The 26,051-nt window shown below is 62.2% G+C and carries 28 protein-coding genes; 14 read left to right on the top strand and 14 right to left on the bottom strand.

Annotated features, from left to right (window positions below; translation table 11 throughout):
- Window positions 1-51: 51 nt before the first annotated feature.
- The 7 genes from X741_RS165495 to X741_RS165525 form a co-directional block, all read right to left on the bottom strand.
- Window positions 52-1,065 (bottom strand): ABC transporter ATP-binding protein, encoded by a 1,014-nt coding sequence (locus tag X741_RS165495; RefSeq protein WP_023775821.1) that lies wholly within the window; start codon window positions 1,063-1,065, stop codon window positions 52-54.
- The gene (locus X741_RS165500) at window positions 1,058-2,170 is read right to left on the bottom strand and encodes an ABC transporter ATP-binding protein (RefSeq protein WP_023775820.1); all 1,113 of its coding nucleotides are present in this window, start codon (window positions 2,168-2,170) and stop codon (window positions 1,058-1,060) included. The genes X741_RS165495 and X741_RS165500 overlap by 8 nt, the downstream gene beginning before the upstream one ends.
- A gap of 2 nt (window positions 2,171-2,172) precedes the next feature.
- Window positions 2,173-2,376 carry a hypothetical protein gene (locus tag X741_RS165505; protein ID WP_023775819.1) on the bottom strand — a complete coding sequence of 68 codons (204 nt, stop codon included), beginning with the start codon at window positions 2,374-2,376 and terminating at the stop codon, window positions 2,173-2,175.
- A gap of 214 nt (window positions 2,377-2,590) precedes the next feature.
- Complete coding sequence (locus X741_RS165510; protein WP_013891454.1) at window positions 2,591-3,541, bottom strand: carbohydrate ABC transporter permease; 951 nt, start codon at window positions 3,539-3,541, stop codon at window positions 2,591-2,593.
- A complete protein-coding gene (locus X741_RS165515) occupies window positions 3,538-4,485 on the bottom strand; it encodes a sugar ABC transporter permease (RefSeq protein WP_031249631.1) in 948 nt (315 codons plus the stop codon). Before X741_RS165515 ends, X741_RS165510 begins: the two co-directional genes overlap by 4 nt.
- A 111-nt stretch (window positions 4,486-4,596) precedes the next feature.
- On the bottom strand, window positions 4,597-5,928 hold the full coding sequence (locus tag X741_RS165520) for an ABC transporter substrate-binding protein (RefSeq protein WP_023775817.1): 1,332 nt from the start codon (window positions 5,926-5,928) through the stop codon (window positions 4,597-4,599).
- Window positions 5,929-6,214: 286 nt separating this feature from the next.
- Window positions 6,215-6,904 (bottom strand): PIG-L deacetylase family protein, encoded by a 690-nt coding sequence (locus X741_RS165525; RefSeq protein ID WP_023775816.1) that lies wholly within the window; start codon window positions 6,902-6,904, stop codon window positions 6,215-6,217.
- A 27-nt stretch (window positions 6,905-6,931) separates the two neighbouring features.
- Here X741_RS165525 and X741_RS165530 point away from each other — a divergent pair, with 27 nt between their 5' ends.
- The 5 genes from X741_RS165530 (at window position 6,932) to nhaA (ending at window position 14,108) form a co-directional block, all read left to right on the top strand.
- The gene (locus tag X741_RS165530; protein WP_023775815.1) at window positions 6,932-7,822 is read left to right on the top strand and encodes a DMT family transporter; all 891 of its coding nucleotides are present in this window, start codon (window positions 6,932-6,934) and stop codon (window positions 7,820-7,822) included.
- Between the two features lie 47 nt (window positions 7,823-7,869).
- On the top strand, window positions 7,870-10,332 hold the full coding sequence (hrpB, locus tag X741_RS165535; RefSeq protein WP_023775814.1) for an ATP-dependent helicase HrpB: 2,463 nt from the start codon (window positions 7,870-7,872) through the stop codon (window positions 10,330-10,332).
- Window positions 10,333-10,664: 332 nt separating this feature from the next.
- Window positions 10,665-11,996, top strand: a complete 1,332-nt coding sequence (locus tag X741_RS165540) for an ActS/PrrB/RegB family redox-sensitive histidine kinase (protein WP_032927349.1) — start codon at window positions 10,665-10,667, stop codon at window positions 11,994-11,996.
- A 63-nt stretch (window positions 11,997-12,059) separates the two neighbouring features.
- Window positions 12,060-12,623, top strand: a complete 564-nt coding sequence (locus X741_RS165545) for an ActR/PrrA/RegA family redox response regulator transcription factor (protein ID WP_013891447.1) — start codon at window positions 12,060-12,062, stop codon at window positions 12,621-12,623.
- Between the two features lie 294 nt (window positions 12,624-12,917).
- Entirely contained in the window at window positions 12,918-14,108 is a 1,191-nt protein-coding gene (gene nhaA / locus X741_RS165550) for a Na+/H+ antiporter NhaA (RefSeq protein WP_023775812.1), read from the top strand.
- A 14-nt stretch (window positions 14,109-14,122) separates the two neighbouring features.
- Here nhaA and X741_RS165555 read toward each other — a convergent pair whose 3' ends face one another.
- Window positions 14,123-14,623 (bottom strand): MmcB family DNA repair protein, encoded by a 501-nt coding sequence (locus tag X741_RS165555; protein WP_023775811.1) that lies wholly within the window; start codon window positions 14,621-14,623, stop codon window positions 14,123-14,125.
- Window positions 14,624-14,733: 110 nt separating this feature from the next.
- Between X741_RS165555 and X741_RS165560 the strand changes: the two genes are divergently transcribed.
- The 5 genes from X741_RS165560 (at window position 14,734) to X741_RS165575 (ending at window position 18,021) form a co-directional block, all read left to right on the top strand.
- Entirely contained in the window at window positions 14,734-15,687 is a 954-nt protein-coding gene (locus tag X741_RS165560) for an IS1595 family transposase (protein ID WP_023775810.1), read from the top strand.
- A gap of 189 nt (window positions 15,688-15,876) precedes the next feature.
- Window positions 15,877-16,434, top strand: coding sequence for a hypothetical protein (locus X741_RS165565; RefSeq protein WP_023775809.1), 558 nt, complete (start codon window positions 15,877-15,879; stop codon window positions 16,432-16,434).
- A gap of 177 nt (window positions 16,435-16,611) precedes the next feature.
- Window positions 16,612-16,782, top strand: coding sequence for a hypothetical protein (locus tag X741_RS1000000169450; protein WP_023775808.1), 171 nt, complete (start codon window positions 16,612-16,614; stop codon window positions 16,780-16,782).
- A complete protein-coding gene (locus tag X741_RS165570; RefSeq protein ID WP_023775807.1) occupies window positions 16,783-17,331 on the top strand; it encodes an ATP-dependent Clp protease proteolytic subunit in 549 nt (182 codons plus the stop codon).
- Window positions 17,332-17,778: 447 nt separating this feature from the next.
- A complete protein-coding gene (locus tag X741_RS165575; RefSeq protein WP_023775806.1) occupies window positions 17,779-18,021 on the top strand; it encodes a hypothetical protein in 243 nt (80 codons plus the stop codon).
- Between the two features lie 103 nt (window positions 18,022-18,124).
- On the opposite strand, the gene X741_RS165580 is transcribed toward X741_RS165575, so the two are convergent.
- Window positions 18,125-18,499, bottom strand: a complete 375-nt coding sequence (locus X741_RS165580) for a hypothetical protein (RefSeq protein WP_023775805.1) — start codon at window positions 18,497-18,499, stop codon at window positions 18,125-18,127.
- Window positions 18,500-18,768: 269 nt separating this feature from the next.
- Here X741_RS165580 and X741_RS1000000169445 point away from each other — a divergent pair, with 269 nt between their 5' ends.
- On the top strand, window positions 18,769-18,939 hold the full coding sequence (locus tag X741_RS1000000169445; protein WP_156937824.1) for a hypothetical protein: 171 nt from the start codon (window positions 18,769-18,771) through the stop codon (window positions 18,937-18,939).
- A gap of 820 nt (window positions 18,940-19,759) precedes the next feature.
- Here X741_RS1000000169445 and cueR read toward each other — a convergent pair.
- Window positions 19,760-20,176: a Cu(I)-responsive transcriptional regulator gene (gene cueR / locus X741_RS165590; RefSeq protein ID WP_023775802.1), complete on the bottom strand. Its 417-nt coding sequence runs from the start codon at window positions 20,174-20,176 to the stop codon at window positions 19,760-19,762.
- A 226-nt stretch (window positions 20,177-20,402) separates the two neighbouring features.
- On the opposite strand from cueR, the gene X741_RS165595 reads away from it, so the two are divergent.
- Window positions 20,403-21,020, top strand: a complete 618-nt coding sequence (locus X741_RS165595; RefSeq protein WP_023775801.1) for a L,D-transpeptidase — start codon at window positions 20,403-20,405, stop codon at window positions 21,018-21,020.
- A 133-nt stretch (window positions 21,021-21,153) separates the two neighbouring features.
- Here X741_RS165595 and X741_RS165600 read toward each other — a convergent pair whose 3' ends face one another.
- The 3 genes from X741_RS165600 to trpS form a co-directional block, all read right to left on the bottom strand.
- On the bottom strand, window positions 21,154-21,723 hold the full coding sequence (locus tag X741_RS165600; RefSeq protein ID WP_023775800.1) for a NifU family protein: 570 nt from the start codon (window positions 21,721-21,723) through the stop codon (window positions 21,154-21,156).
- 146 nt (window positions 21,724-21,869) lie between these two features.
- The gene (locus X741_RS165605; RefSeq protein ID WP_013891439.1) at window positions 21,870-22,361 is read right to left on the bottom strand and encodes a universal stress protein; all 492 of its coding nucleotides are present in this window, start codon (window positions 22,359-22,361) and stop codon (window positions 21,870-21,872) included.
- 90 nt (window positions 22,362-22,451) lie between these two features.
- Window positions 22,452-23,519, bottom strand: a complete 1,068-nt coding sequence (gene trpS, locus X741_RS165610) for a tryptophan--tRNA ligase (protein ID WP_023775799.1) — start codon at window positions 23,517-23,519, stop codon at window positions 22,452-22,454.
- Between the two features lie 240 nt (window positions 23,520-23,759).
- Here trpS and X741_RS165615 point away from each other — a divergent pair, with 240 nt between their 5' ends.
- Window positions 23,760-24,005 (top strand): type II toxin-antitoxin system VapB family antitoxin, encoded by a 246-nt coding sequence (locus X741_RS165615; protein WP_023766315.1) that lies wholly within the window; start codon window positions 23,760-23,762, stop codon window positions 24,003-24,005.
- A complete protein-coding gene (locus tag X741_RS165620; RefSeq protein ID WP_023775798.1) occupies window positions 24,005-24,409 on the top strand; it encodes a type II toxin-antitoxin system VapC family toxin in 405 nt (134 codons plus the stop codon). Before X741_RS165615 ends, X741_RS165620 begins: the two co-directional genes overlap by 1 nt.
- On the opposite strand, the gene murJ is transcribed toward X741_RS165620, so the two are convergent.
- A complete protein-coding gene (gene murJ, locus X741_RS165625) occupies window positions 24,384-25,982 on the bottom strand; it encodes a murein biosynthesis integral membrane protein MurJ (protein ID WP_023766317.1) in 1,599 nt (532 codons plus the stop codon). The two genes, X741_RS165620 and murJ, sit on opposite strands and share 26 nt — an antisense overlap.
- Window positions 25,983-26,051 lie beyond the last annotated feature (69 nt).

Genomic DNA, 26,051 nt, shown 5'->3' with positions numbered 1-26,051 from the left:
TCGTCAATCACAAGCCGGCATTATCCTTTGGGGGAAAACACCGAAAACCGTTCACATCAGTCGTTGTCCGTCGGCGCCGAAATAGAGCGGCGAGCGGTAGCGGATCACCACTCTGTCGCCTTGCGCCAGGTCCGTGTCCGGGTCGGTCAGCGTCACCAGTTTCTTCGGGCCGACCGTCACATGCAGGTGGTTCTGGTCGCCGAGATGCTCGACCCAGTCGACGACGCCGTCGGCATGACCATTCATGGCCTTTTCGATCGTCAGATGTTCGGTGCGCGCGCCGATCGTCCTGGTGCCGGCCGGCGCGCCGCCATCGGGCAGCAGCCCCGTCGGCAGCAGATTGATCGCCGGCTGGCCGAGCCTTGCCGCGACATGCAGGTTCGCCGGCTCGGAATAGATCGTTCTCGGCGACCCGATCTGCACCAGCACGCCGTCCGCAAGGATGCCGATGCGGTCGGCCATCGTCATCGCCTCGATCTGGTCATGCGTGACGTAGAGCATGGTGGCGCCAAGTTCGGACTGGATGCGCTTCAGTTCGAGCCGCAGATCCGCGCGCAGCTTGGCGTCGAGCGACGACAGCGGCTCGTCCATCAGATAGATGGCGGGCTTGCGCACCAGCGCGCGGCCGATGGCGACGCGCTGCATTTCGCCGCCCGACAGCTTGGTCGAGCGGTTGGCGAGCTTGTGGTGGATATGCACCATCTTCGCCACCTCCTCGACCCGGCGGCGGATCTGGTCCTCCGGTATTTTCCGGGCCGGCGAGCGCAGCGGAAAGGCGAGATTGTCGAACACCGACAGATGCGGATAGAGCGAGTATTGCTGGAACACGAAGGCGGTGTCGCGCTCGGCCGGCGACAGCGTCGTCGCATTGTGGCCGCCGATCTCGATCGTGCCGCTGTCCGGCCGCTCCAGTCCGGCGATCAGGCGCAGCGTCGTCGTCTTGCCGGCCCCCGTCGGCCCGAGCAGCACGACGAATTCGCCGTCTTCTATGTGCAGGTCCAGACCGTCGACGGCGACATGCTCGCCAAAGCTCTTGGTCACGTTCTTGATACGGACGTCAGCCATGCTGCGCTCTCCCTTGAGAGGCGGTATCGTGAACAGCGGTTCTCACCGCGCGGCCGGATCCCTTGTCGAAGAGCGACAGCCGCGCGCTGTTGAGGGTCAGGCCGACATGATCGCCGGCGTTGAGCCGGATTTCGGCCGGCACCCGCGCCTTGATGATGCCGTCCGCCGTTTCCACCGCGACGATCTGCGTCGTGCCGAGATATTCGGTGCCGTAGATGGCGCCGCGAAGCTTCGAGGCGTCGTCGAAGCGAATATGCTCAGGTCGGATGCCAAGCGCCATGTCGGCCGGCGCAATGTCCTCGCGCACCTCCGGCACCGCGACCTTCGCGCCCTGGACGACGATCTCCTTCGCGCCCTTGGTCAGCCCGCCGCCAAACCCAAGAAAATTCATCGGCGGCGAGCCGATGAAGTCGGCGACGAACATAGTCGCCGGGCGGTCGTAGATTTCGCGGGGTGTTCCGAACTGTTCGATGACGCCGTGGTTCATGACAGCGATCTTGTCGGCCATCGACATCGCTTCCATCTGGTCGTGGGTGACATAGACCGTGGTGGCGCGGATGCGGTTGTGCAGCTCGCGCAGCTCATGAACCATCAAATCGCGGAATTCGGTATCGAGCGTGCCGAGCGGTTCATCCATCAGGAAGCATTTTGGCCGCCGCACGATGGCGCGGCCGAGCGCCACGCGCTGGCGGTCGCCGCCGGCAAGGCCCGACACGGATTTGTTGAGCAGATGGTCGATGCGCAGGAGTTTTGCCGTCTCCTCGACCCGCGTGCGGATTTCGGCCGCCGGCATGCCTTGCGCCAGGAGCGGAAAGCCGATGTTCTTGCGCACGTTCATGTGTGGGTAGAGCGCGAACAGCTGGAACACGAAGGCGATGTCGCGTTCGCGGGCCCGCAGCATGGTGACGTCCTCGCCGCCGAGCAGGATATCGCCGCCGGTCGGCAGTTCGAGCCCGGCGATCATGCGCAAGGTCGTCGTCTTGCCGCAGCCCGAAGGCCCAAGCATGACGAAGAACTCGCCATCCTCGACGACGAAGTTGGAATCCTGCACGGCGACGAAATCGCCGAAGGCCTTTCTCAAATGTTGAACGCGGATTTCGGCCATGATTATTCCGGGAACTTCGAGACGATGATGAACATCACGGTGCCGGCGAGCATGGTGATGAAGGAATAGGTGTAGAGCGACAGCGCGAAGGGCTGGAACAGCATCAGGAAGCCGATGGCGATCAGCGCCGTGGCGATGTTTTCCATCAGCCCGCGCCTGGCCCAACGGGGCCATGATGTTTTCCTGGAGATGGCGAGGCGGGTCATGCGTAGCTCCCTTCCTTCTCGCCGTTCAAGCGGAGAGATGGTTGCGGGGTGGTTCCTCCACTCCGTCGCTGCTTCGCAGCGCCACCTCTCCCCCCTCCGGAGGGAGAGGAAAAGAGCCTGGCTGAATGACGTTCGCGCCCTTCCTCTCCCCCGTCGATCGGGGGAGAGGTGTCGAGCGAAGCTCGACGGAGTGGGGGTCGACCTCGCACATCACTCATTTCCGCACCGCCCCAAAAGTGATGCCGCGCAGCAATTGTTTGCGAAGCAGGATGGTGAAAACCAGGATCGGCACCAAGAAGATCGTCGTGCCGGCCGCCACCGCCGGCCAGTCCTGGCCGCCTTCGCCGATGATGGTCGGGATGAAAGGCGGTGCCGTCTGTGCCGTACCGGAGGTCAGGAGCGCAGCGAACGCATATTCGTTCCAGGCGAAGATCAGGCAGAAGATGGCGGTCGCGGCAATGCCGGTCGTCGCCTGCGGCAGCACGGTGCGCCAGAAGGCCTGCAGCCGCGTATAGCCGTCGATCATCGCCGCTTCCTCGTATTCGCGCGGGATCTCGTCGATGAAGCCTTTCAGGAGCCACACCGCCAGCGAGACATTGACCGCCGTGTAGAGCAGGATCATGCCGAGCGCGGTGTCGGAGAGGCCAAGCTCGCGGTACATCAGGTAGATCGGGATGGCGACGGCGATCGGCGGCATGAAGCGCGTCGACAGGATGAAGAACAGAAGGTCGTCGGCAAGCGGCACCTTGAAGCGCGAGAAGCCATAGGCCGACAGCGTGCCGAGGAAGACGGCGCAAAAGGTCGAGCCGAAGGCGATGATCAGCGAGTTGGCGAAGCGCGGCAGGAAGTTGGACGGGCCGGCGATCACCATGTTGCGCTTGCGCACCGTCTCGTCGCAGAAGCCGGTCGCCGGTCCCAGCGAGTTGATGTACTCCGGCGTCTGCCTTGTGCGCGTCGTGAACAGGTTGCAGTAACCTTCGATGCTTGGCTGGAACAGGACCTTGGGCGGATAGGCGATCGAGTCCGGCGGCGTCTTGAAGCTGGTGGCGAATATCCACAACAGCGGCACGATCGAGATCAACGCGTAGGCGATGATGATCGCGCCGGCGATGCGCTTCGAGTTGGCCGAGGGGGCGACGACCGAATGGGCAGTGGTCAGGCTCATCTCTGCTTCACCTTGTTGAGCGCCTTGACGTAGATGTTGGCGAGGCCAAACACCGCGACGAACAGGATGATGGCGAAGGCCGAGGAATAGCCGGTGCGCCAGCTCTCGAAAGCCTGCCGCTTCAGCGTGATCGAGGCGACCTCCGTGGTCGATCCAGGCCCGCCGCCGGTCAGGAGATTGACCATGTCGAACATCTTGAAGTTCTCGATGCCGCGAAACAGCACCGCCAGCATGATGAAGGGCAGCGCCATAGGCAGCGTGATCGACCAGAATTGCCGCCAGTTGGAGGCGCGGTCGACCTCGGCCGCCTCATAGATGTATTCGGGGATCGAGCGCAGCCCGGCGAGGCAGATCAGCATCACGTAGGGTGTCCACATCCAGGTATCGACGATGATGATCGACCACGGCGCCAGCGACACGTTGGAGAGCATCTGGATGCTTGTCGGTGGAATGCCGGAGACAAACGAGATGACATAAGAGAACAGGCCGATCTGCGGTTCGTAGAGGAAGCGCCAGAAATTGCCGACCACCGCTGGCGACAGCATCATCGGTACCAGGATCAGCGTCGTCCAGAAGGCGTGGCCGCGGAACTTCCTGTCGATCAGCCAGGCCAGCGTGAAGCCGATCAGCGTCTGCAAAAGGATCGTCCAGAACACGAAATGCGCGGTCGTCTGCATGGCGATCCAGATATCGTTGTCGCCGAGGATGCGCTGGTAGTTGGCAAAGCCGAGATTCTTCACCACTTCGTTGGGCCGGTTGGCCCGGTAATTGGTGAAGGAGAGATAGATCGCCCAGAACAGCGGGAAGATGTTGATGGCGAGCAGCAACAGGATCGTCGGCGAAATGAACAGCCAGGCGAGGCCCTTGTCGCTGATGCCCCGGACCTTGCGGGCCAACGGCTCCGGGGTCGCCCGGGCAACGTTCTCCGCGGTCCGATTGAGCATGGTGAGTCCTGCTTCGGTCACTTTAAAAACGTCTCTGTCATGGAATTTATCTGAACCGCGTCCCGTGCCAAGGGTGGCACGGGACGCTCGGCTTAGCTCGGGAGGAGCCGGTTACATCTTGCCGTCGTCCTGGAACACCTGCGTCCAGTCCTTGACCAGGCCGTCAAGCGCATCCTTGGCCGAACCCTGGCCGGCGACGACATAGTCGTGGAAGCGCTTCTGCGAGGCCTGCAGCAGCGGGGCGTAGCTCGGCTCGGCCCAGAAGTCCTTCACGATGGCCATCGAGTCGAGGAAGGTCTGCGCATAGGGCTGGCTGGCCGGGAATTTCGGATCCTTCACCACGGCGTTCAGGCAGGAGTAGCCACCGAGTGACCACCACTTGGCCTGCACATCCTTGTTGGCGAACCACTTGATGTATTTCAGCGCCGATTCCTGCTTGTCGGAATAGGACACCACCGAAATGCCCTGGCCGCCGAGCTGGGCAAACTGTTCGCCGTCGGGGCCCTTGGGATTGACGAAATAGCCGATCTTGTCGCCGCCGACATTCTCGTCCTTCTGCAGGCCTGGCCAGGTGAAGGCGAAGTTCATGTGCATCGCCACCTGGCCGGATTTGAAGGCATCGACGCCTTCGCCCATGTAGCTGTTCGAGGCGCCCGGCGGGGTGCAGCAATCATAGAGGGCCTTGTAGAACTCCAGCCCCTTCACCGACTTGTCGGAATTGACGAAACCTTCCATCTCGTAGGGCTTCTTCGGGTTCTCGTACTGGAAGCCGTAGCTGTAGAGCACGTCCATGGCGCCCATGGTGATGCCTTCGGAGCCGCGCTCGGTATAGATCGAAGCGCCATAGACGGTCTTGCCGTCGATCTGCCGCTTCTGGAAGAATTCGGCGATCTGCTTCAGCTGGTCGAAGGTGGCCGGCGGGCCGAGATCCCAGCCATACTTCTCCTTGAATTCCTTCTGCAGTTCCGGCTTGGAGAACCAGTCCTTGCGATAGGTCCAGCCGACGACGTCGCCCATGGCCGGCAGCGCCCAGTAGTTCGGCGTGTTCTTCGGCCATTCCGAATAGCCGACCACGGTTGCCGGCACGAAGTCGTCCATGCTGATCTTCTCCTTGTCGAAGAAGTCGTTCAGCTTGACGTAGTGGCCGTTCTCGGCGGCGCCGCCGATCCACTGGCTGTCGCCGATGATCAGGTCGCAGAGCTTGCCGTGCGAGTTCAGCTCGTTGAGGAAGCGGTCGGCGTAGTTGGTCCACGGCACGAACTCGAATTTCATGCCGATGCCGGTTTCCTTGGTAAAATCCTTGGACAGTTCGACAAGCGCGTTTGCCGGATCCCAGGCGGCCCAGCACAGCGTCAGGTCTTCAGCGTGCGCAGCGTTCGAGACGGCTGTCGACGCGGATATCGCCGAGGCCAGTCCCAACGCCAGTTTAAAGCTCGATTTCATGCCTTCCTCCCATTTGCGAAACGCGCCCGGATGACGGTTTCAAGAGCCCTCAACCCCTCTCCTCAGGGGCCCAAACATGGCAGCGCCAGAGCGCCGCGGATGTTTAGTAATTTGTTTAGTGATGCAATTTTTACTAAACAAGGCAAGCGAATTCGTCGCTGCGCCGCAACATGACGGCGCCGGCATCTGAAAACGTTGGGAAAAGCGCCGAGCGTGGTGTGGACGGGCGCGGAGTCTGGAGGCCGTGCGGGCTGATTTCGACCAGGCTCGTAGGCCGTCTCCCGGCTCAGTCGACCTTCTTGGTGCTCACCATGACTGTCCGGATCGGTGGTGCCGGCGGCAGCAGCGCGCGAATGTCGCCGAAAGGAAATATCGGCTCGAAGCGGAAGGCTTCGGCCTGCGAGGCTTGCGCACCATTGCACTGGCCGGAGCGAAAAAGGTTCTGCGTCCGGGCGGCGTCGGCGAAGCGGTCCGGGTCCTGCGATTGGTGCATGCGGATGGCCTGCGCCTTGATCTCGGCATGGTTGGAAATATCGACATAGTGCGTCGGCGAAAATCCGGTGCCGCCCATCGTGTCGGCATGCAGCACCGGAACGCCGAACGAGGCCGCGATGCGCACGCCGTCGGACAGCGCGCGGTGGTCGGCGTGATAGTCGTTGGGCGCGTGCGTGATCACAAGGTCCGGCCCGATCTCGCGAATGAGCCCTTTCAGTGCGCCGATCAGCGCGGCGTCGGCCACCAGCTCGCCGTCGGGAAAGTCGAGGAAGCGCGGCGTCGCCCCCAGCAGCGCGGCAGCGGCCGTGGCTTCCTCGCGCCGGACACGGGCGAGAATGACGGGATCGCTCTTGCCGCCCCTGGCCCCATCCGTGGCCACGGCAAAAGTGAGTTCTGCGCCTTGCGCCGCATAGGCGGCCATCGTACCGAACATGAAGATCTCGATGTCGTCCGGATGCGCACCGAGAGCCAGTATTTTCAATGCTTCTCTCCCCGGAAATGGAACAACGTGACGAACGGAATTCTGCTCGCCCTGATCGCCTATGCAAGCTATTCGGGCAGCGATGCCGTTATCAAGAGCCTGGGCGGACAGTTCACCGTCTTCGAGATCGGTTTCTTCTCGACCTTGTTTGCCGGCTGTTTCCTGTTCTTCACCCGCCCGGCGGGCGAACGCTGGCGCGATTTCTGGCGCATGAAGCGGCCATGGGCCGTGCAGGCGCGGGCCTGGGCCGGCATCGCGTCCGGCGTACTCAGCGTCTATGCTTTCACCCACATTCCCCTGGCCGAAGTCTACGCCTTGATCTTCCTGGCACCCTTGCTGGTCACCATCCTGTCGACCGTCATCCTGAAGGAAAAGGTCGGCCCCTGGCGATGGCTGGCCGTGGTCGCCGGCTTTGCCGGGGTGATGCTGGTGGTGCGGCCGGGCTTTCGTGAATTGAACCTCGGCCATCTGGCCGCCTTCGTGGTTGCCTTCCTCGCCGCGACCAGCGTCATCCTGATGCGCTCGCTCGCCCAGCAGGAGAAGCGCACGTCGATGCTCGGCGTGCTTGTCGGCTACGGCTTGGTGTTCAACGGGCTCGGCGCCGCCGCCACCTCGTTCACCTTGCCGAATGCCATGCAGCTGGTCTGGCTGGCGTTGGCCGGCGCCTTCACCGCAGGCGGACAATTGCTGCAATTGCTCGCCGCCAAATACGCCCCAGCCAACCGTATAGCGCCGACGCATTATTCGCAGATCGTCTGGGCGGTCATCCTCGGCACGCTGTTCTTCAAGGAATATCCCGACTGGCTGTCGTTGGTCGGCCTCGCGGTCGTCGGCGGTTCCGGCTTGCTGACCATGGTGCGCGAGGAAGTAAGGCTGGGCACGGTGCGCTGGAACCCGTTTTCGCGGACCCGGCTCTGAGCTGGTGCCAGTTGCACGGCGACCGTGACCGCTGATATGCGGACGCGATGACCGCAAAACCCTTGCCGGAGCTTCCGGTATCAGCCGTGCTGCCGGCGCTGAGCGAGGCGCTTGGCTCCGATAACAGCGCCGTGCTGGTGGCGCCACCCGGCGCCGGCAAGACGACGCTGGTGCCGCTGGCGCTGCTCGACGCGCCGTGGCTGAGTGCGGGCAAGATCGTGCTGCTCGAACCGCGCCGGCTTGCCGCTCGCGCCGCCGCCCGCCGCATGGCTGAACTGCTCGACGAAGAACCCGGCGCCGCCGTCGGCTATGCCATGCGCATGGAAAACCGCACCTCGGCAAAAACCAGGATATTGGTCGTCACCGAAGGCGTGCTGGCGCGCATGATCCTCGACGATCCCGAATTGCCCGGCGTCTCGGCGGTGATCTTCGACGAATTCCACGAGCGTTCGCTCGATGGCGATTTCGGCTTGGCGCTGGCGCTCGATGTGCAAGGCGCCCTGCGGCCGGACCTGCGGCTGCTGGTGATGTCGGCGACACTCGATGGCGCGCGCGTCGCAAAACTCCTGTCGGGCGCGCCGGTGATCGAAAGCGAGGGCCGTGCCTTCCCCGTCGACATCCGCTACGACGAACGACCGGCCGGCATCCCTATCGAGGACGCCATGGCCAAGGCGATCCGCAACGCTCTCGCGGACGAAAGCGGCAGCGTGCTTGCCTTCCTGCCCGGCCAGCGCGAGATCGAGCGCACCGCCGAGCGGCTGTCCGGCAAGGTCGGCGCCGATACCGACATCGTGCCGCTTTACGGCCAGCTTGACGGCAAAGCGCAGGACGCGGCGATCAAGCCGGCGCAACCAGGCCGCCGCAAGGTGGTGCTGGCGACCTCGATCGCGGAAACCTCGATCACCATCGACGGCGTGCGTGTCGTCATCGATTCCGGCCTGTCGCGGCTGCCGCGCTATGAGCCGGCCAGCGGTCTCACCCGGCTGGAGACGGTCCGCGGCAGCAAGGCTTCCGCCGACCAGCGCGCCGGCCGCGCCGGGCGCACGCAGGCTGGCGTCGCCATCCGGCTGTGGCGCGCCGAGCAGACGGCGGCATTGCCAGCCTTCACGCCGCCGGAAATCCTTGAAGCGGACCTTTCGGGCCTGCTGCTCGACTGCGCCGCCTTTGGCGTCGCCGATCCCGCGACGCTCGCCTTCCTCGATCCGCCGCCGGCCCCGGCGCTCAACGAGGCAAGGGTGCTGCTGCGCGCGCTCCATGCCATCGACGAGGCCGGGCGTCTGACCGAAGCGGGCGCATCGATGCGCAAGCTCGCTCTGCCGGTGCGGCTGGCGCATATGGTCGCCGAGGCTGCGAAGAGCGGCCATGCCGGGGAGGCGGCCATGCTGGCCGTGTTGCTCACCGAACGCGGGCTTGGCGGCGACGGCGCTGATCTGGAGCGACGGCTGATGCGCTTTCGTGGGGAGAGATCGCCGCGCGCCACCGCCGCGCGGCAACTGGCTGAGAGGCTGGCAAGGCAGGTGGGCGGTACAAAACAAAGCGAAGCTGCTTCAGCCGGTCCTCTGCTCATCCACGCCTGGCCGGACCGCGTCGCCAAGGCGCGCGGTGAACGCGGGCGTTTCGTGCTGGCCAATGGCTCTGGCGCCATGCTCGATGCCGCCGATCCGCTGGCGGGCGAGCCGTTTCTGGTCGTCGCCGACCTGCACGGCAAGGCGCAGAATGCGCGCATCGCGGCAGCGGCGGCAATCGGCGAGGACGACATCCGCGCCGCGCTGGCCGACCGGATCGAGACACGCAGGCAAACGAGCTTCGATCGCGAGCGCCGCGCCGTGCGGGTGCGCGAAACCGTGCGCCTCGGCGCCATCACGCTCGCCGAGCGCATGCTGCCGGCGCCTTCAGGCGCCGATGCGGACAGGGCGATCCTCGATGCCTTGCGCGAACACGGATTGTCGCTGCTGAGCTGGGGCAAGGAGGCCGAGACGCTGCGCCAGCGGCTCTCCTGGCTGCATCGTGGGCTTGGGTCGCCCTTGCCCGACATGTCGGATGCGGCGCTTCTCGAACATCTCGACGACTGGCTGCTGCCGTTCCTGTCCGGCGCCGCATCCTTTGCCGCCATCGATCCCGGTGCTGTTTCGGCCGGGCTAACTTCGCTTGTGCCGCACGACCTCCAGCGCAAGATCGACACGCTGGCGCCGACCCATTTCGACGCGCCGTCCGGCAGCCACGTACCGATCCGCTACGACGGCGAATGGCCGGTGCTGGCTATCCGCGTGCAGGAACTGTTCGGCCTCGACCGGCATCCTTCGATCGCCAACGGCACCGTACCGCTGACGCTGGAACTGTTGTCTCCGGCGCACCGGCCGATCCAGACCACGCGCGACCTGCCCGGCTTCTGGCGCGGCTCCTGGGCGGATGTGCGCGCCGACATGCGCGGCCGCTATCCCAAGCATGTCTGGCCGGAAAATCCGCTGCTGGCGGCGGCTACCGCAAGAGCGAAGCCGAGAGGCACCTAGCCTCGGGAAGCTTGGGCGGACCGCTTGGATCAGGAGGGATCCCTTGAAAATTTGGCGCAAACATCAACCAGTTCGTCATCCATGGGCGGAGCAAGGAGCGCAGCGACGCGGCGCAGACCCGAGTATCCATGCCGGGACTCTGAAGCGTCACTACGGTCCAGAATTCTGCACCGCTGCACTCCACGTCCAGGGTCGCGGCATGGATCCCAGGGTCTCCGCGACGGAGCTTCGCTCCTGCTTCGCCCAGGGATGACGACGTCGGGGGACTTCGGCCAATCGCGAATGCCGACTGCGCACCGCTACTAGCGCTTGCCCTCCCGCGGCTGTAATCCATGGCCATGATCAACGTTTTACGTTCGCCCGATTTCCAGCAGAGCCAGCGGTTGCGCCTCAACACGCTGATCCGGCTGCGCTGGCTTGCCATTGTCGGCCAGAGCGTGACGGTGCTCGTCGTCGCCTATGGCCTGAAATTCCCGCTGCCGGTCAGCCTGTGCTTCGCGCTGATCGCCTGCTCGGCCTGGATGAACCTGTATCTCGCCTTCCGCTTTCCGGCGGCGCACCGGCTCACTCCGTTCGCGGCCTTCGGCATCCTGATCTTCGACAGCCTGCAGCTTGCCGGCCTGCTTTACATGACCGGTGGCCTGACCAATCCGTTCTCGCTGCTGATGACCGTGCCTGTCGTCATCTCGGCGACGTCGCTGCCTTTGCGGCTGACCGCGCTGCTCGGCGGGTTGGTGATGATCGCGGCGACCTTGCTTGTGTTCATCCACCTGCCGCTGCCCTGGCACGAGGGCGCGCCGCTGGAGATGCCCTTCATCTATGTCGCCGGCATGTGGATGGCGGTGCTGTCCTCGATCGCCTTCACCGCGATGTACGCCTTCCGGGTGGCGGCCGAAGCCCGGCTTCTGGCCAATGCGCTTGCCGCCACGGAACTGGTGCTGCAGCGCGAGCAGCATCTTTCGGCGCTCGACGGCCTCGCGGCGGCGGCGGCGCACGAGCTTGGCACGCCGCTCGCCACCATCACGCTTGTCGCCAAGGAGATGGAGAAGGCGCTTGGCAAGGATCCGAAATACGGTGAGGACGTAAAATTGCTTCGCTCCCAGAGCGAACGCTGCCGTGAAATCCTCAAGCGCCTCACCAGCCTGTCGACCGAGGGCGAAGCGCATCTTTCCCGTCTGCCGCTGACCTCGTTGGTCGAGGAGGTCACCGCGCCGCATCGCGACTTCGGCATCTCGATCAAGCTTCGCCCCGGCGAGCGAACCGGGCCGGAACCGGTCGGGCGCCGCAATCCGGGCGTCATCTACGGCCTCGGCAATTTGGTTGAGAACGCCGTCGATTTCGCCCGCAAGAGCGTCACCGTGCGCTGGAGCTGGGACGAGGCCATCGTCACCTTCTCGATCATCGACGACGGCCCCGGCTTCCCGCCCGAGATCATCGACCGCATCGGCGAGCCCTATATGTCGACGCGCCAGGGCAATGAAGCCGGCGGTGGCCTGGGGCTTGGCCTGTTCATCGCCAAGACGCTGCTCGAACGCTCCGGCGCCACGCTCGACTTCCGCAACTCGAGCGGACTGGGCGAGGGCGCCGTGGTGCAGATTTCGTGGCCCAGAAACGTCTTCCTGAACCCGGAATCGGCGCCCGCGACGATGTTTGACACTGCGTAAATTGGACAATAGCGACGCAAAACTATATCTGCGTAAAATTAAGGCAGCAGGATTTTCAAGACGATGACTGGCGATGAAAATATCGGTGCAATGGTTGAAGGCGAGGACACCTCCCTTCTGATCGTCGATGACGACAAGCCGTTCCTCACACGCCTGGCCCGGGCCATGGAAACCAGGGGTTTCGTGGTCGAGACCGCCGAGAGCGTCGAGGAGGCTGTCGGCAAAGCGCGCGCCAACCCGCCCGCCTACGCCGTGGTCGATATGCGGCTCGGCGACGGCAACGGGCTCGACGTCGTTGCCGCCATCCGCGAGAAGCGCGAGGACTCCCGCACCATCATCCTGACCGGCTACGGCAACATCGCCACCGCGGTGACCGCGGTAAAACTCGGCGCCGTCGATTATCTGTCGAAACCCGCCGATGCCGACGACATCTTCGCCGCACTCACCCGCACCGCCGGCGAGCGCGCCGCGCCCCCGGAAAATCCGATGTCGGCCGACCGCGTCCGCTGGGAGCACATCCAGCGTGTCTACGAAATGTGCGAGCGCAACGTTTCCGAAACCGCGCGCCGGCTCAACATGCATCGCCGCACGCTGCAGCGCATACTGGCCAAGCGCGCGCCGCGTTAGGATCGCAGGACACGCGGGATCGCTTGGATCGTTGCGGAGACCACCCAATTGTTGAAGACGGCGCCGCCCCTCATCGCCCTGCCGGGCACTTCTCCCCGTATAGTGACGGGGAGAAGGGGCTGACGCCGCGCCGGCATCTCTTCTGCAGCGCTGACAATTGGCGAAAGCATCGATGACAAGACCCCTCTCCCCGTCACTATACGGGGAGAGGATGCCGGCAGGCAGGTGAGGGGCAGAGCTGGCGTTCGGAATTGGTTGATGGGGCAAATTCGAATCTGAGGTGACGGAGGCGACATGCAGGACTTGAAGCAGCGGCCGGTTTCCGTCTTCCGCGAATTTCTCGACAGCGAGGCGGCCGGCGGCGTCATTCTCATGGTGGCCGCCGCGCTGGCGCTGATCGTCGCCAATTCGCCGCTCTCGCAAACCTATTTCTCCGTTCTCCACGCCTATCTTGGCCCGCTCAGCGTCTCGCATTGGGTCAATGACGGGCTGATGGCGGTGTTCTTCCTGCTTGTGGGCCTCGAGATCAAGCGCGAGATGCTGGACGGCCAGCTGTCCACCTGGCCCAGGCGCGTGCTGCCCGGCGTCGCGGCCGCCGGCGGCATGGTGGTGCCGGCGCTGGTCTATGTCTTCGTCAACCGCGGCAATTCGGCCGCGCTCGCCGGCTGGGCCATCCCGACCGCCACCGACATCGCTTTCGCGCTCGGCGTGCTGTCGCTGCTCGGCAGCCGCGTGCCGGCATCGCTGAAGGTCTTCCTCACCGCGCTTGCCATCATCGACGACCTCGGCGCCGTCATCATCATCGCCATCTTCTACACCAGCGGCCTGTCGCTGGCGTATCTGGGGGCGGCCTTCGCCGTCATTGCCGCGCTCGTCGTGCTCAACCGCATGCGGGTGATGACGCTGGTGCCTTACCTGGTGCTCGGCGCCCTATTGTGGGTGCTGGTGCTGAAATCGGGCGTCCATGCCACGCTTGCCGGCGTGGCGCTGGCTTTGACCATTCCGCTCGAACGCTCCGCCGGGATCGGCCATGACCTCGACCATTCGCCGCTGCATCGGCTCGAACATGGCCTGCACAAGATCGTGCCCTTCATCGTCATTCCGATCTTCGGCTTTGCCAATGCCGGCGTTTCGTTCGCCGGCCTGAGCCTTGGCGCGCTGATCGAGCCGTTGACGCTGGGTGTCGCCGCCGGCCTCGTGCTCGGCAAGCTGGTCGGCGTCTTCGGCTCCTCCGCGCTCGCCATAGGGCTTGGCCTGGCTGATTTGCCGGCCCATGCCGGCTGGCGGCATATGATCGGCATTTCGCTGCTCTGCGGCATCGGCTTCACCATGAGCCTGTTCATCGGCCTGCTCGCCTTCGCCAGCGATGTCGCGCTGCAGGACGCCGTCAAGGTCGGCATTCTGGCAGGCTCCTTCATCGCCGCCATCCTCGGCGCCGCAGTGCTGTTGATGGCACCGGCGGCTGGCGAGGAGAGCGAGGAGTAGCGCGCGTCCGGAAGCTACTCGCTTTCCCCGTCGAGCGCCGGAACCGACACGCCTGCCAGTTCCGCGGCCAGCAGCCGCGAAGCCCCGGCGCGCGCGATCCGCAGCATCAGCGCCTTGCGCGTTGCCGCCGCCATGCGGTGCTCGGGTGCGTCGCGTAGGATTTCGGCGCCATAGCCGTCGGAGAGGATGAAGCCGCACTCCTCCGGAAAAATCTCCGAGGGCACGCCGGGATGTGTGGCGAAAAAGAACCGGTCGGAATGCAGCCGGTAGTCGGGCCATTTGCGGTCGACGCGAAAATCCTCGATCGAGGATTTGATCTCGATGATCCAGATGTCGCCTTGTCGGGTCAGTGCCACGAGATCGGCGCGGCGGCCAGTCGCCAGCGACAGCTCAGGCAACACATGCGCGCCCATTTCCATGAGCAGCCGCTGCACGCCACGCCGCACCAGCATGGCGCGCTCCGACTGGCGTCCGTCGATCAATGGATTGATTGCGATAGGGGAGATGATTGGCATGGCAGGCACCATGCCAGATTCTGTTCACGGTTTGAACCCGTTTTGTGGGGGCGATTATCCGGTTGACAAACCCAAACCGCTTACGTAGGGTAAGGGCATAGGAGATTTCCATGTCCGTTCTGTCCCGCCCCGAGTTCCATGACGAAGCCAAGGCTTTCGAGCATGTGGAATCCATACTGTGGCCCCAAGGACCGGTTTGCCCTAAGTGCGGCTCCGTGGATCGCCACTACGCGCTGAAGGGCGTTCGCACCAAGCCTTCCAAGAAAAATCCCCACGGCGTCGAGCGTCATGGCCTGTACAAGTGCGGCGCTTGCCGTTCGCAGTTCACCGTCCGCATGGGATCCATTTTCGAGGAAAGCCATTTGCCGCTGACCAAGTGGCTTCAGGCTATCCATCTTATGTCTTCCTCTAAGAAGGGCATTAGCGCCCACCAGATGCACCGCATACTCGAATGCACCTATGAGGCGGCATGGTTCCTGTGCCACCGCATTCGCCTTGCAATGGCGTCTGGTGACTTTTCCCCGCTTGGCGGCAACGGCAAGACCGTCGAAGTTGACGAAACCTATATCGGTCGCCTGAAAGGCACACCGGTCAAGTCTGGCGGCGGCGCTCACAAGAACACCGTCATTACGCTGGTCGAGCGCGGTGGCCGTGCCCGTTCCTTCCACGTTGATACCGCTCGCATGGGCAACGTGATGCCCATCGTTCGCGCCAACATCGCCAAGGAAAGCGCGTTGATGACCGACGAGAGCGGCATCTATCGCCGCGCGGGCCAGGAATTTGCCTCTCACGATGTCGTCACGCATTCCAAGGACGAATACGTTCGCTACGAAGGCGCAAAGACCGTCCACACCAACACCGTGGAAGGCTTCTACAGCGTTTTCAAGCGCGGCATGAAGGGCGTTTACCAGCATTGCGCCGAACAGCACTTGCACCGCTATCTTGCCGAATTCGACTTCCGCTACAGCAACCGTATCGCGCTTGGCGTCGACGACGGCACCCGCGCTTTCATCGCGTTGAAGGGTGCTGCCGGCAAGCGCCTCACCTATCGCGGGCCTAATTGAGGCTAAGGCGCTTCACTTCAGAAAGCCGGTCCAATTGGAGTTGCCGCTATGGCGATCTAGGCGTCGCAGGTGACGTTAAAGAGCATTTAACAACCCAATAGCAAAGCCCAAACCCAATAGACAACCCCCTCCGATTGACTCTGCGCTCCATTTGGCTTCATAAAGGCTCACGAATTGGAGCCCGAATCGATGTCTCTGGCATTGGACATTCTGAAAAAGAAGAAACAGGAGCTGCTGGCACAGGCAGCGGAAATCCGGAAGGATATCCGCGAGCTTGATGCGGCTCTTGAGTTGCTGGAGGACGCGGGCAAGGGGGCATCTGGAGGCGGAACGTTCTTTTCGGCCACAGTGACCGCCGGTCCAAGCCCGATCAATAACGCGATCATCGATGCCATTTCTCAGGGCAACACTACGCCCGCCACCATCTTCGATTTCATCACCGAGCATCGCCAAATCGATACCAGTAAGGCTTCCGTTAGCACTCGCCTATCGAAGATGAAGCATGAAGGCTTAATCGATAACGACGGCCAAGGTTGGGTGGTGGTCGGAAAGGCAGAAGGCCCCGGCGCGGAAACGCCAGAGCCTTCTAACACAGAATTGGGGCCGGTTGGACGGGAGAGGGGCTACCCACCTTCTGCTCCCGAGGGTTCGAATCCCTCCGGCTCCACCGCTTCTCTGAGTCTAGAAGACGCTGCTGAGGCCCTGCGGCCAAAGTCGCGTGATCTAGACGATGAGATTCCCTTTTAACCCGCCGTTGCGAGGCACAGGAGAAAGGAGCATCCCATGTGGCAAACCCGTATAATAGTTGAATGAGGGCCGAAGCTCTGCATTGCATCTAAGGCTCGGGTTGCCCCACTGGTGAGTCACCTCGCCAGTGGGCTACTTATATATATGAACCCATCGAATCCGTCCAGAGTCGTGACCATGACCAAGGAAAAAGAGCAGATCGATAAGTTCCGCGAAGCGGCGCGCGAACTGAAAATCGATCAATCCGATGCCGCTTTCGAGGCTACGGTCAATAAGATCGCAAAAGCTCCGAAGCTGACCAAGGAACAGATAAAAGAATTTCTACGCCGACAGCGCGAAGGAAAATAAATGCCCGAACGGACGATATTGTTTTCTACCGACATCACGCCGCAAGCCGTCGATAATTTTGTCGCCATCCTAGGCAAAATGGCCGGGGACGGAACAACGCGGCTAATCATTGGAATGAACTCCAGCGGAGGGAACGTGGTCCCCGGCGTGTTCCTTCACAACATTCTTTCGATGATGCCGTTCGAAATCGTGATGCACAATGTCGGCAACGTCGACTCTATTGCCAATGTAATTTTCATGGCAGGTCATGTGCGGAAATGCTGCCAGAACGCGACGTTCATGTTCCACGGCGTAGGCTTCTCTTCCAACCCTGCCGAACGCCTAGAGGAGAAAAACCTCAAGGAGAAACTGGACGTAATCGAGGCTGACCATGCGCGACTGGCGCGGGTTATCGCTTCAAAGACAAATCTTTCCGAGGCCGAATGCCGTTCACTATTCGAACAGCAAGGCACTCGCGGTGCCGACTGGGCGCTTGAGAGCGGTCTCGTCGGAGAGATCACTGACTTCGCTTTCCCTGCGAACGGTGAATTCTACACGTTCCTTGGGTAGCACAGCAGCGTTCTGGGCGTATTGGGCGGGCAATCCTGCATAGCCACGATCATGGTACATTAGTCCGCCAGTGAGGTGTTCACGCATAAAGACTTACTCCTATCCAATCATTAACGCACGACCGCGTTAATGTCTCCCTAAGTTTTCGAGGGCCGGCCTGTCAGGCATATATTCCTATTTCACTCTGGGTTTGTCAACCGGATAATCGCCTTTGTGGGGCGATTATGTACTTTACAAACCACGAACACGAACCCGGCGAATGAATTCTTCGGCCAACGAACGCACGCCGGCAGCGCAAGGCCAGGTGATTTGGGATGGCGGTCGCGGCTCTGCGATCTTATCAGGAACGAGAGCCGAAATCGTCAATTGCGCAAACGAAGGCCTTTACGCCGAACGACCATTGCAGGACGATAATCCTAGGTGGGGCGATTCTCGTAGGAGATCGCAATGGCTAGGTCGAAACCGTCAAAGCAGTTATCGCAGGCTGAAATCGAGCGCTTTCTGGCGGCAGCGGAGGCGTTGCACCTAAGCATCATCAAGCCGCTCATATCGCCGCATTGCGACCACTACCGGGCAACGCGGACCCTGCATGAGGTGCTTTTGAAGGCTGTGCGGGACATCACCGGGCAGGAAGTCGAGTTCATCCGTTGGAACACCACAGGACCGGTCAGGCCGCCTACGGGTGGGTAAGCCCTTCGACTTAATTTAGGCATCGCTAATTTAGAGCATAGTGTGTGACGCGGGCCACCCAAAGGGGCACGGTGCCGGCCATTCCCCTACGGTTCGGTAGCGCCTACTTGCCGGTCATCCAATCCACCAAGCAAGCTTCCACCCGCTCACACCCGGTGTATTCGTATACCAGGCTCGCCGCAATATCGCGCCACTGACACTCTGGCAAATTCGTTTCCCTGACCAGTTCGCCGAATGCAGAGCGGAGAATGTCGGCATCGAACGCTGAGATGACAACCGGAGCCGGGTCGGCGCCTTCCCAATCAAGCGCCCTGTCCCGGCCGCGAAGGCGTTTCAGCAGTTCGCGTGACGCTTTGATAGCCTTGCGGGATTGATCCATGTCCCGGCGGAATGCGGCTGTTCCCGCCAGGCTATGATGCCGCAATCTGTAGCTGGTTTCTAGGACCGTCTGTGCGATCTCTATGTGAGTTGGGACCATCGCAGCCTCCCCTGCCGAGCAATGGTTAACGTCCAATTTGTAAGCCCGCTGAACCGGGTCTTTCAATAACAAATGCTTGTACGGAATCAGACCGAGAGGGAAGGCGGCGGCCCGTTGCGATTTGGGCCGGGTCTGTCAAATATGATCGCCCACAAAGGGCGATTATCGCTTTGAGAAACCCAAAAGCCCCCAAAAGAAGTCAGACCTCAGCTCTTGAACGCCTAATTTGGAGGCAATACCATCGACTCGATGGGGCTGGTGAAGTGACGTTGAACGACGATAAGGGCGAACATCTTTGGGCATTTGACCTTGCCGCTCTGCGCGAGGCCTTTGGCAAGTTCGTTCAGGAGCACAAGACCACGGTTCCTGAATGGGGCGAACACGCCAAGCTGTTTCTCGAAAAACAGAGAGATCACCAGGCACAGCGCCGCCTTCCGTGATCGCACCATATCTTCCTGAGTATAATCTGGTATTGATCCGGCGTGGCCTCATGCCGTGTCGATTAATTTTCAATTTTAACTATAAAGAATCGCAAGACTAAAGTCTTGCATCTCGCCAACGAAGGTCTGACGTAACCGCTTTAGTTCCGGTCTTGTCCATCGGATGTTCTATTACTTTAGCAAATTAGCATATAGCGCAATCCTCCTATTTTCGATGCTCGGTTTCTAGCCGGGCTTTCTTCTAGTCCTGAGGACCGGATTCTCTCGATGGCATCCGCGGTCATGCCGACATGGGCCGAGATATCCTGTGCCTCGACTTCCTTTGCGATGACTTCCCGCAGAATGTTCAACAGCACCATGCAAGCCACCTTAGCTGTCGGTTGCGGCCTCATCGATCTTGGCCATCTCCGCTCCATGGCGAGAATGCGACTTGCCGGGTGGAGACTGGACGGGGCCACCGGCTACAGGCAGCCAACCGGGCTCCGGGGCAACCCGAGCGCCTTCCGCGATCGCACCATAATTTGTCTGAGCGCAGTCTGGTAATGATCCGGCGCGGCCCTATGTCATGCCGATCACCTTCCGCCCTTAACTATAAGACGGCAGGACTAAAGTCTTGCGTCGTGAGCGCAAAGGTCTGACGTAACCGCTTTGGTTCCGTTCTTGTGCATTGGACGTTCCGTACTTTAGCCAATTAGCATATTAGACTTACCTAAATCAGTTTTCGCGCGCGAGTCAGCCGAAGCACGCCTATCCGGTCCGTTCCAGACATTGAACGGATGGGTACACGAGGTCATCGCGCCGGCCGGCCAACCTCTTTTCGCTATCGCCTCGCCGAAACGGCTCCGTCGCGAGCCGCTCCCGCCATATCATCCAGGATCGGGCAGTCCGGCCTGTTGTCGCCATGGCAGGCATGGATCAGCGTCTGCAGGGTCGAACGCATCGACTGCAGCTCGCGCACCTTGTCCTCGATCGCCCTGACATGGGCGGCGGCGATCTCGCGCACGTCGTGGCTGGCGCGGCTGCGGTCCTGGTAGAGCGCCATTAGCTGGCGGCAATCGTCGATGGAAAAGCCGAGATTGCGCGCGCGGCGCAGGAAGGCCAGCCGGTGGATGTCGTCGCCGGAATAGTCGCGGTAGCCGTTGGCGGCGCGCGCCGGCGCGATCAGGCCGATCTCCTCATAGTAACGGATGGTCTTGGCCGGCAGGCCCGAGCGGTTGGCGGCGTCGCCGACATTCATGGCGGTTTCCCTGATTTTGCAGGCCCGCGGTTCAGGCCCATTGAATTTGCTTCACAATCCGGCGGAGGCTGTTGCCGAAATGCCGCAGTGATACGCTTACCAGCAGGTAAGGTCCTGGATATAGGCATCGCGTGCTTGGCAAGCAAAGCAAATGCCAGCATGAATGATGGCGAGAAGGCGGCCGACTCGTGCCGCTCTAAGTTTGGGCGGGGCTCCGGATCACCTCATGCGCATGAAGTCGCTCGCAATAGTTGCCGCAATGGCGCTGTCCACTGCACTCGCCGGTTGCAGCACCATTGGCGGGCAGATATTTTCCAACGACTATGGCGCGGTGACCGATGCCGGTTACCAGCTGCCGCGCATCCCGATCGAGAAGGTGCCGTCGAAGTATCACCGCCAGGAAGTGAATTACGACACCAAGGAAAAGCCCGGCACGATCATCGTCGATACGCAGAACAAGTTCCTCTACTTCGTCGAGAGCGACGGCCTGGCGATCCGCTACGGCATCGGCGTCGGCCGCGAGGGCTTCGAGTGGCATGGCACCGCCCATATCGCGATCAAGCGTGAGTGGCCGACCTGGACGCCGCCGTCGCAGATGATCAAGCGCCAGCCGGAACTCGCCAAGTTCGCCAGCGGCATGGAGCCGGGCCTGAAGAACCCGCTCGGCGCCCGCGCCATGTATCTGTTCAACAAGGGCGGTGACATGGGTTACCGCCTGCACGGCAGCCCGGAATGGAACTCGATCGGCAAGGCGATGTCGTCGGGCTGCATCCGGCTGATGAATCAGGACGTCATCGACCTTTATGATCGCGCCTCGGTCGGCGCCAAGGTCATCGTCCTCTGATCGTGGTCGCAAGGACCAGGGTCAAAGCAGTTCGTACGCGGACCGTCTAGGCAACAATGGACGTCCCAAAACAGAAAACCGGGCAATTCGGCCCGGTTTTTTGTTTTTCACAGTTGGCAATAGAGCGAAACGATCAGGCGACCTGCTCGACCTGCTGCACTTCCGGCACGAAATGGCGAAGCAGGTTCTGGATGCCGTGCTTCAGCGTAGCCGTCGATGACGGGCAACCGGCGCAGGCGCCCTTCATGTGCAGGAACACGGTGCCGTTCTCGAAGCCGCGGAAGGTGATGTCGCCGCCATCCTGGGCCACCGCCGGGCGCACCCGCGTGTCGAGCAACTCCTTGATGGTGATGACGAGCTCCTCGTCCGCCTTGTCGTAGAATTCGCCGGTCTGGCTGGTTTCGGCGGCGGGACCCGCCTTGGCCATGACAGGCGCGCCGGACATGAAATGCTCCATGATGGCGCCAAGGATCGCCGGCTTCAAATGCTGCCAGTCGGGGCCGTCCTTGGTCACAGTGATGAAGTCATAGCCGAAGAACACGCCGGTGACGCCGGGGATTTCGAACAGCCGGCCGGCCAGCGGCGAGGCCACCGCCGCGCTGTCGGCATCGCGGAAATCGGCGGTGCCTTCCAGAACCACTTCCTTGCCGGGCAGGAATTTCAGCGTCGCCGGGTTTGGCGTCGATTCGGTCTGGATGAACATGGACGTCTCCGTGCCCGTATCGGGCAGATAGTTTGGAATAGTTCTAAATAAGCTCTATCGGCTGAACATTCAAGCGAAACGCGTCACCGGAACGGCTGGCTGGCGGAATGTTTTGCTAGCTGGGGAATCGAAATTCCTGGCAGGCTTCAGGCGAGACTGTCGATCTCCTCGTCGGAAAGGTTCTGCGGCACGACGGTCACCGGAATGGGGAACGCCGCACCCTTGCCGGCCACGGCGCCGACCAGCGGCCCCGGGCCTTCCTTGCCGGCGCCGGCCGCCAGCACCAGGATGGCGATATCCTGGTCTTCCTCGATCAGCCTGTGGATCTCTTCCGTCGGCTTGCCTTCGCGCACCACCATTTCCGGCTCGATGCCGAGCTTCTGGCGCACCTTGTTGGCATAGCCATCAAGCGCCGCGCGCGCCGTGGCGTTGGCCTCTTCGCGCATGATCTTCTCGACGCCCAGCCAGTGCTGGAAATCATCAGGGACGATGACATAGAGCAGCACCAGCGTGCCGCTCGTGCTCTGCGCCCGCTTCGAGGCGTAGGCGACGGCACGCTCGCATTCCGGCGTATCGTCGATGATCGTCAGGAATTTCCTGCGATGACCGGCTTCACGGATGAGGCGTTTGGAGACCATGTCTATCTGCTCGATGTGTTTTCGGCCGCAATCTGCCACCGCCACCATCTGGCCGCAAGCGGCCGGCTGGCGGCGGTGTCTTGGTACAGGTCAGCCCTGCAGCAGGCCGACGATGTCGCGCACCGTCTTCATCGTCGTTTCGGCCAGCACGCCGGCGCGTTCGCCGCCATCCCTGAGCACCGCGTCGACATAGGCGCGATCGCCCTGGATGCGGCGCATCTCGCCGGCGATTGGCGCCAGCTTCTCCACTGCCAGATCGGCCAGCGCCGGCTTGAACACCGAAAACTGCTGACCGCCGAATTCCTTCAGCACCTCGGCTTTGGAAAGCTCGGCGAGACCGGCATAGATGCCGACCAGGTTTTCGGCTTCCGGCCGGGTTTCCAGCCCGTCGACTTCGCTCGGCAAGGCTTCCGGATCGGTCTTGGCCTTGCGGATCTTCTTCGAGATGGTATCGGCGTCATCCGTCAGGTTGATGCGCGACAGGTCCGACGGATCCGACTTCGACATCTTCTTCGACCCGTCGCGCAGGCTCATGATGCGCGCCGCCGGGCCGCCGATGACCGGTTCGGTGATCGGGAAGAAGCCGTTCACCGTCTCCTCGCCAACCTGCATCTCGACGCCGACGCCAAGGCTGGCAATCCGGCCGGAGAAATCGTTGTTGAATTTCTGCGCGATGTCGCGGGTCAGCTCCAGGTGCTGCTTCTGGTCTTCGCCGACCGGCACATGGGTGGCGCGGTAAAGCAGGATGTCGGCCGCCATCAGCGAGGGATAGGCGAGCAGGCCCAACGAGGCATTCTCGCGGTCCTTGCCGGCCTTGTCCTTGAACTGCGTCATCTTGTTCATCCAACCGATGCGCGCCACGCAATTGAAGATCCAGGCAAGCTCGGCATGCTGCATGACCCGCGACTGGTTGAAGACGATATGCTTCTTCGGGTCGATGCCGGAGGCGAGGAAGGCCGCGGTAATCGACCGCGTCTGGTCGGCAAGGTCGTCATAGACGAGCTGCGCGGTCAGCGAATGCAAGTCGACGACGCAATAGATGCAGTCGGACGTGTCCTGCAGGGCGACGAATTTCTTGATGGCGCCGAGATAGTTGCCGAGGTGCAGATTGCCGGTCGGCTGGACACCGGAGAAGACGAGTGGCTTGAAGGCGGACATGGGTTTCCTCATGGCTTGTGGAGGGCCGTATAAGCATGATTCCAAAAAGTTGCAGACTTTTTGGAGCCAATCATGCGGCTGGAAACCGCACGCGGCGAAAGTCTTTGGACGGCGCGCTTATGGACGAAGGGGGCGGCAGGATCAAGGGGCTGGTTGGCCCTCCAAAGGCTCCTCTAGATATTGACATTTTGATGTAGGTGGCTACATTATTTCCGCTACATTCGATTGAGTGGGCACGTTATGGCGATCAACATCAACAACAAAGAAGCGGATGACTTAACGCGCACCTTCGCTAGAATTGAGGGCGTTGGCATAACCGAGGCGATCGTGATTGCCATGCGCGAAGCGCTTGAGCGCCGCCGCAATCGCGAGACGCCGTTGGAGACGGCGGCAAGGCTGCGCGCCGAATTTGGAATCGAGCTCAGCGAGCAGGCGCGCAAACCGCTGCCGCGCTCGGTCTACGACGAATTGTCCGGCGAAGACTGATGTTTGTCGACGCAGCCGCTATCGTCGCGATGCTCAGCCACGAGGCCGAAGCGCAGCGCTGCGCACGGGCCGTCTTGGAAGCATCGGCTCCGTTCACGTCGGCAATCGCGGTGTGGGAAGCGGCAATGGCCCTTTCGCGATCCGAAAAGCTAGCGGTGCCGGTCGAAGTGAGCCTCAAGATAGTCAGTCGTTTTCTCGAAGAACGGGCTATTGCCGTGCGGGAGCTTCCGCCTGCCGCGGACGCAACGTCCTTGTCCGTTGAGGCTGCGTCGCGGTTTCGCAACAACGCCATCCGACTGAATTTGGCGGATTGTTTTCACTATGCTTGCGCGCGCTACTATGCCGTCCCGATGCTTTCGACAGCCGACGAATTCCGGCTCACGGATCTGAAGACTGTTCCTTAGGCTGTGGTGTCTCCTTGCGTCCGACATTGCGCCGGATCATGCCGAAGTCGGCGCCACCCGTGGCAAACGCGGTGACGAAGTAGAGCAGCGCTCCACCGGCGACGAGCGTCAGAAGCGTCGTCGCTTTGACCACCAGCGGCGAGCCGGGGCCGAGTCTGACGGCCAGCCAATGCTCCGCAAAATACAGCGCCACCGCCATGACCGCCGCCGACAGCACCAGGCGTGGAATGCGCTTCAGGAGCGGCACGTCGCGGCCCCAATGGCCGCGCCGGATGAGCATGCCAAGCAGCATCAGCGCGTTGACCCAGCCGGCCACGGCGGACGCCACCGCGATGCCGGGTGCGCCCATCCTGGGAAACAGCGTCAGCGCCGTGGCGACATTCACCGCCACCGAGATGGCGGCGAAGATCATCGGCGTGCGCGTGTCCTCGCGGGCGAAATACCCAGGGGTGAAGGCCTTGATCAGCACGAAAGCCGGCAGGCCTAGGCCGAAGATCGCCAGGATCGCCGCCACCGTCGGCGTCGAATGGTTGGCGGCGAATGCGCCGCGCTCATAGACCAGCCGCACGATCGGCTCCGACATCACCCAGAGTGCCGCCGCCGCCGGCAAGGTCATGAACAGGGTGAACTCGACGGAGCGGTTCTGCAGGTTGGCCGCCTCGATCAGATTGCCTGATTTCAGCGCCCGCGACAGTTCCGGCAACAGCACGATCGCCACTGCCACGCCGACGACGCCGAGCGGCAGCTGGTAGACGCGGTCGGCATAGGCGAGCGAGGACACGGCGCTGTCTTGCGCCGACGCGATCGCCGTGCCGATCAGCTGGTTGATCTGGGTGATGCCGCCGGTGATCGCCGCCGGCAGCGCCAGGATCAACAGCCGCTTCACGTTCGGCGTCATCTTCGGCCGGCGGAAGCCGATAGAGATGCCGGCGTTGCGCACCGCCACCCAGACGATTGCGAGTTGCACGATGCCTGCCGCCAAAACGCCCCAGGACAGGCTGAACCCGACAGCACGGGCATCCAGCCCATGATACCAGGCGTAGCCAAGCACGCTGATCAGGATGATGTTGAGGAACGCGGGCGCGATCGCCGCCGCGAAATAGCGGCGCAGCGAATTCAGCATGCCCGCCATCATGGCGGCAAGCGACATGCAGATGAGGTACGGGAACATGATCGTCGCCAGTGCGACGGTCGTCTCGAACTTTCCAGGCGTGTCGGCAAAGCCCGGCGCCACCAGGTAGCGCACGATCAGCGGCATCGCCAGTTCCATGACGATGGTCAGTGCCAGCAGCGCGGTGAACAGCACGCCGAACACTTCCTCGGAGAAGCGCTTGGCGCCATCAGTGCCGTGCGTTTCGATCTCCTTGGCGAACAGCGGCACGAAGGCTGCGTTGAAGGCGCCCTCGGCGAACAGCCGGCGAAAGGTGTTGGGAAACTGGAAGGCGGCGTTGAACGCGTCGGCCACCGGCCCGGTGCCCAGCGCCGCCGCCATCAGCATCTCGCGGCCAAACCCCAGCGCGCGGCTCATCAGCGTGCCGGAAGCGACTGTTGCGAATTTCTTGACGAGGCTCATGCGTTCGGAGACTGCCTGTGAGCAATTCCAGGAAAAGTGTTAAACGGCTTTCCGTTTGGAATTGTGTTA

This window comes from Mesorhizobium sp. LNHC221B00 (assembly GCF_000502935.1).
Taxonomy (GTDB): domain Bacteria; phylum Pseudomonadota; class Alphaproteobacteria; order Rhizobiales; family Rhizobiaceae; genus Mesorhizobium; species Mesorhizobium opportunistum.
The sequence above is the reverse complement of the archived record's forward strand: the minus strand, read 5'-3'. Positions and strand labels throughout refer to the sequence as shown.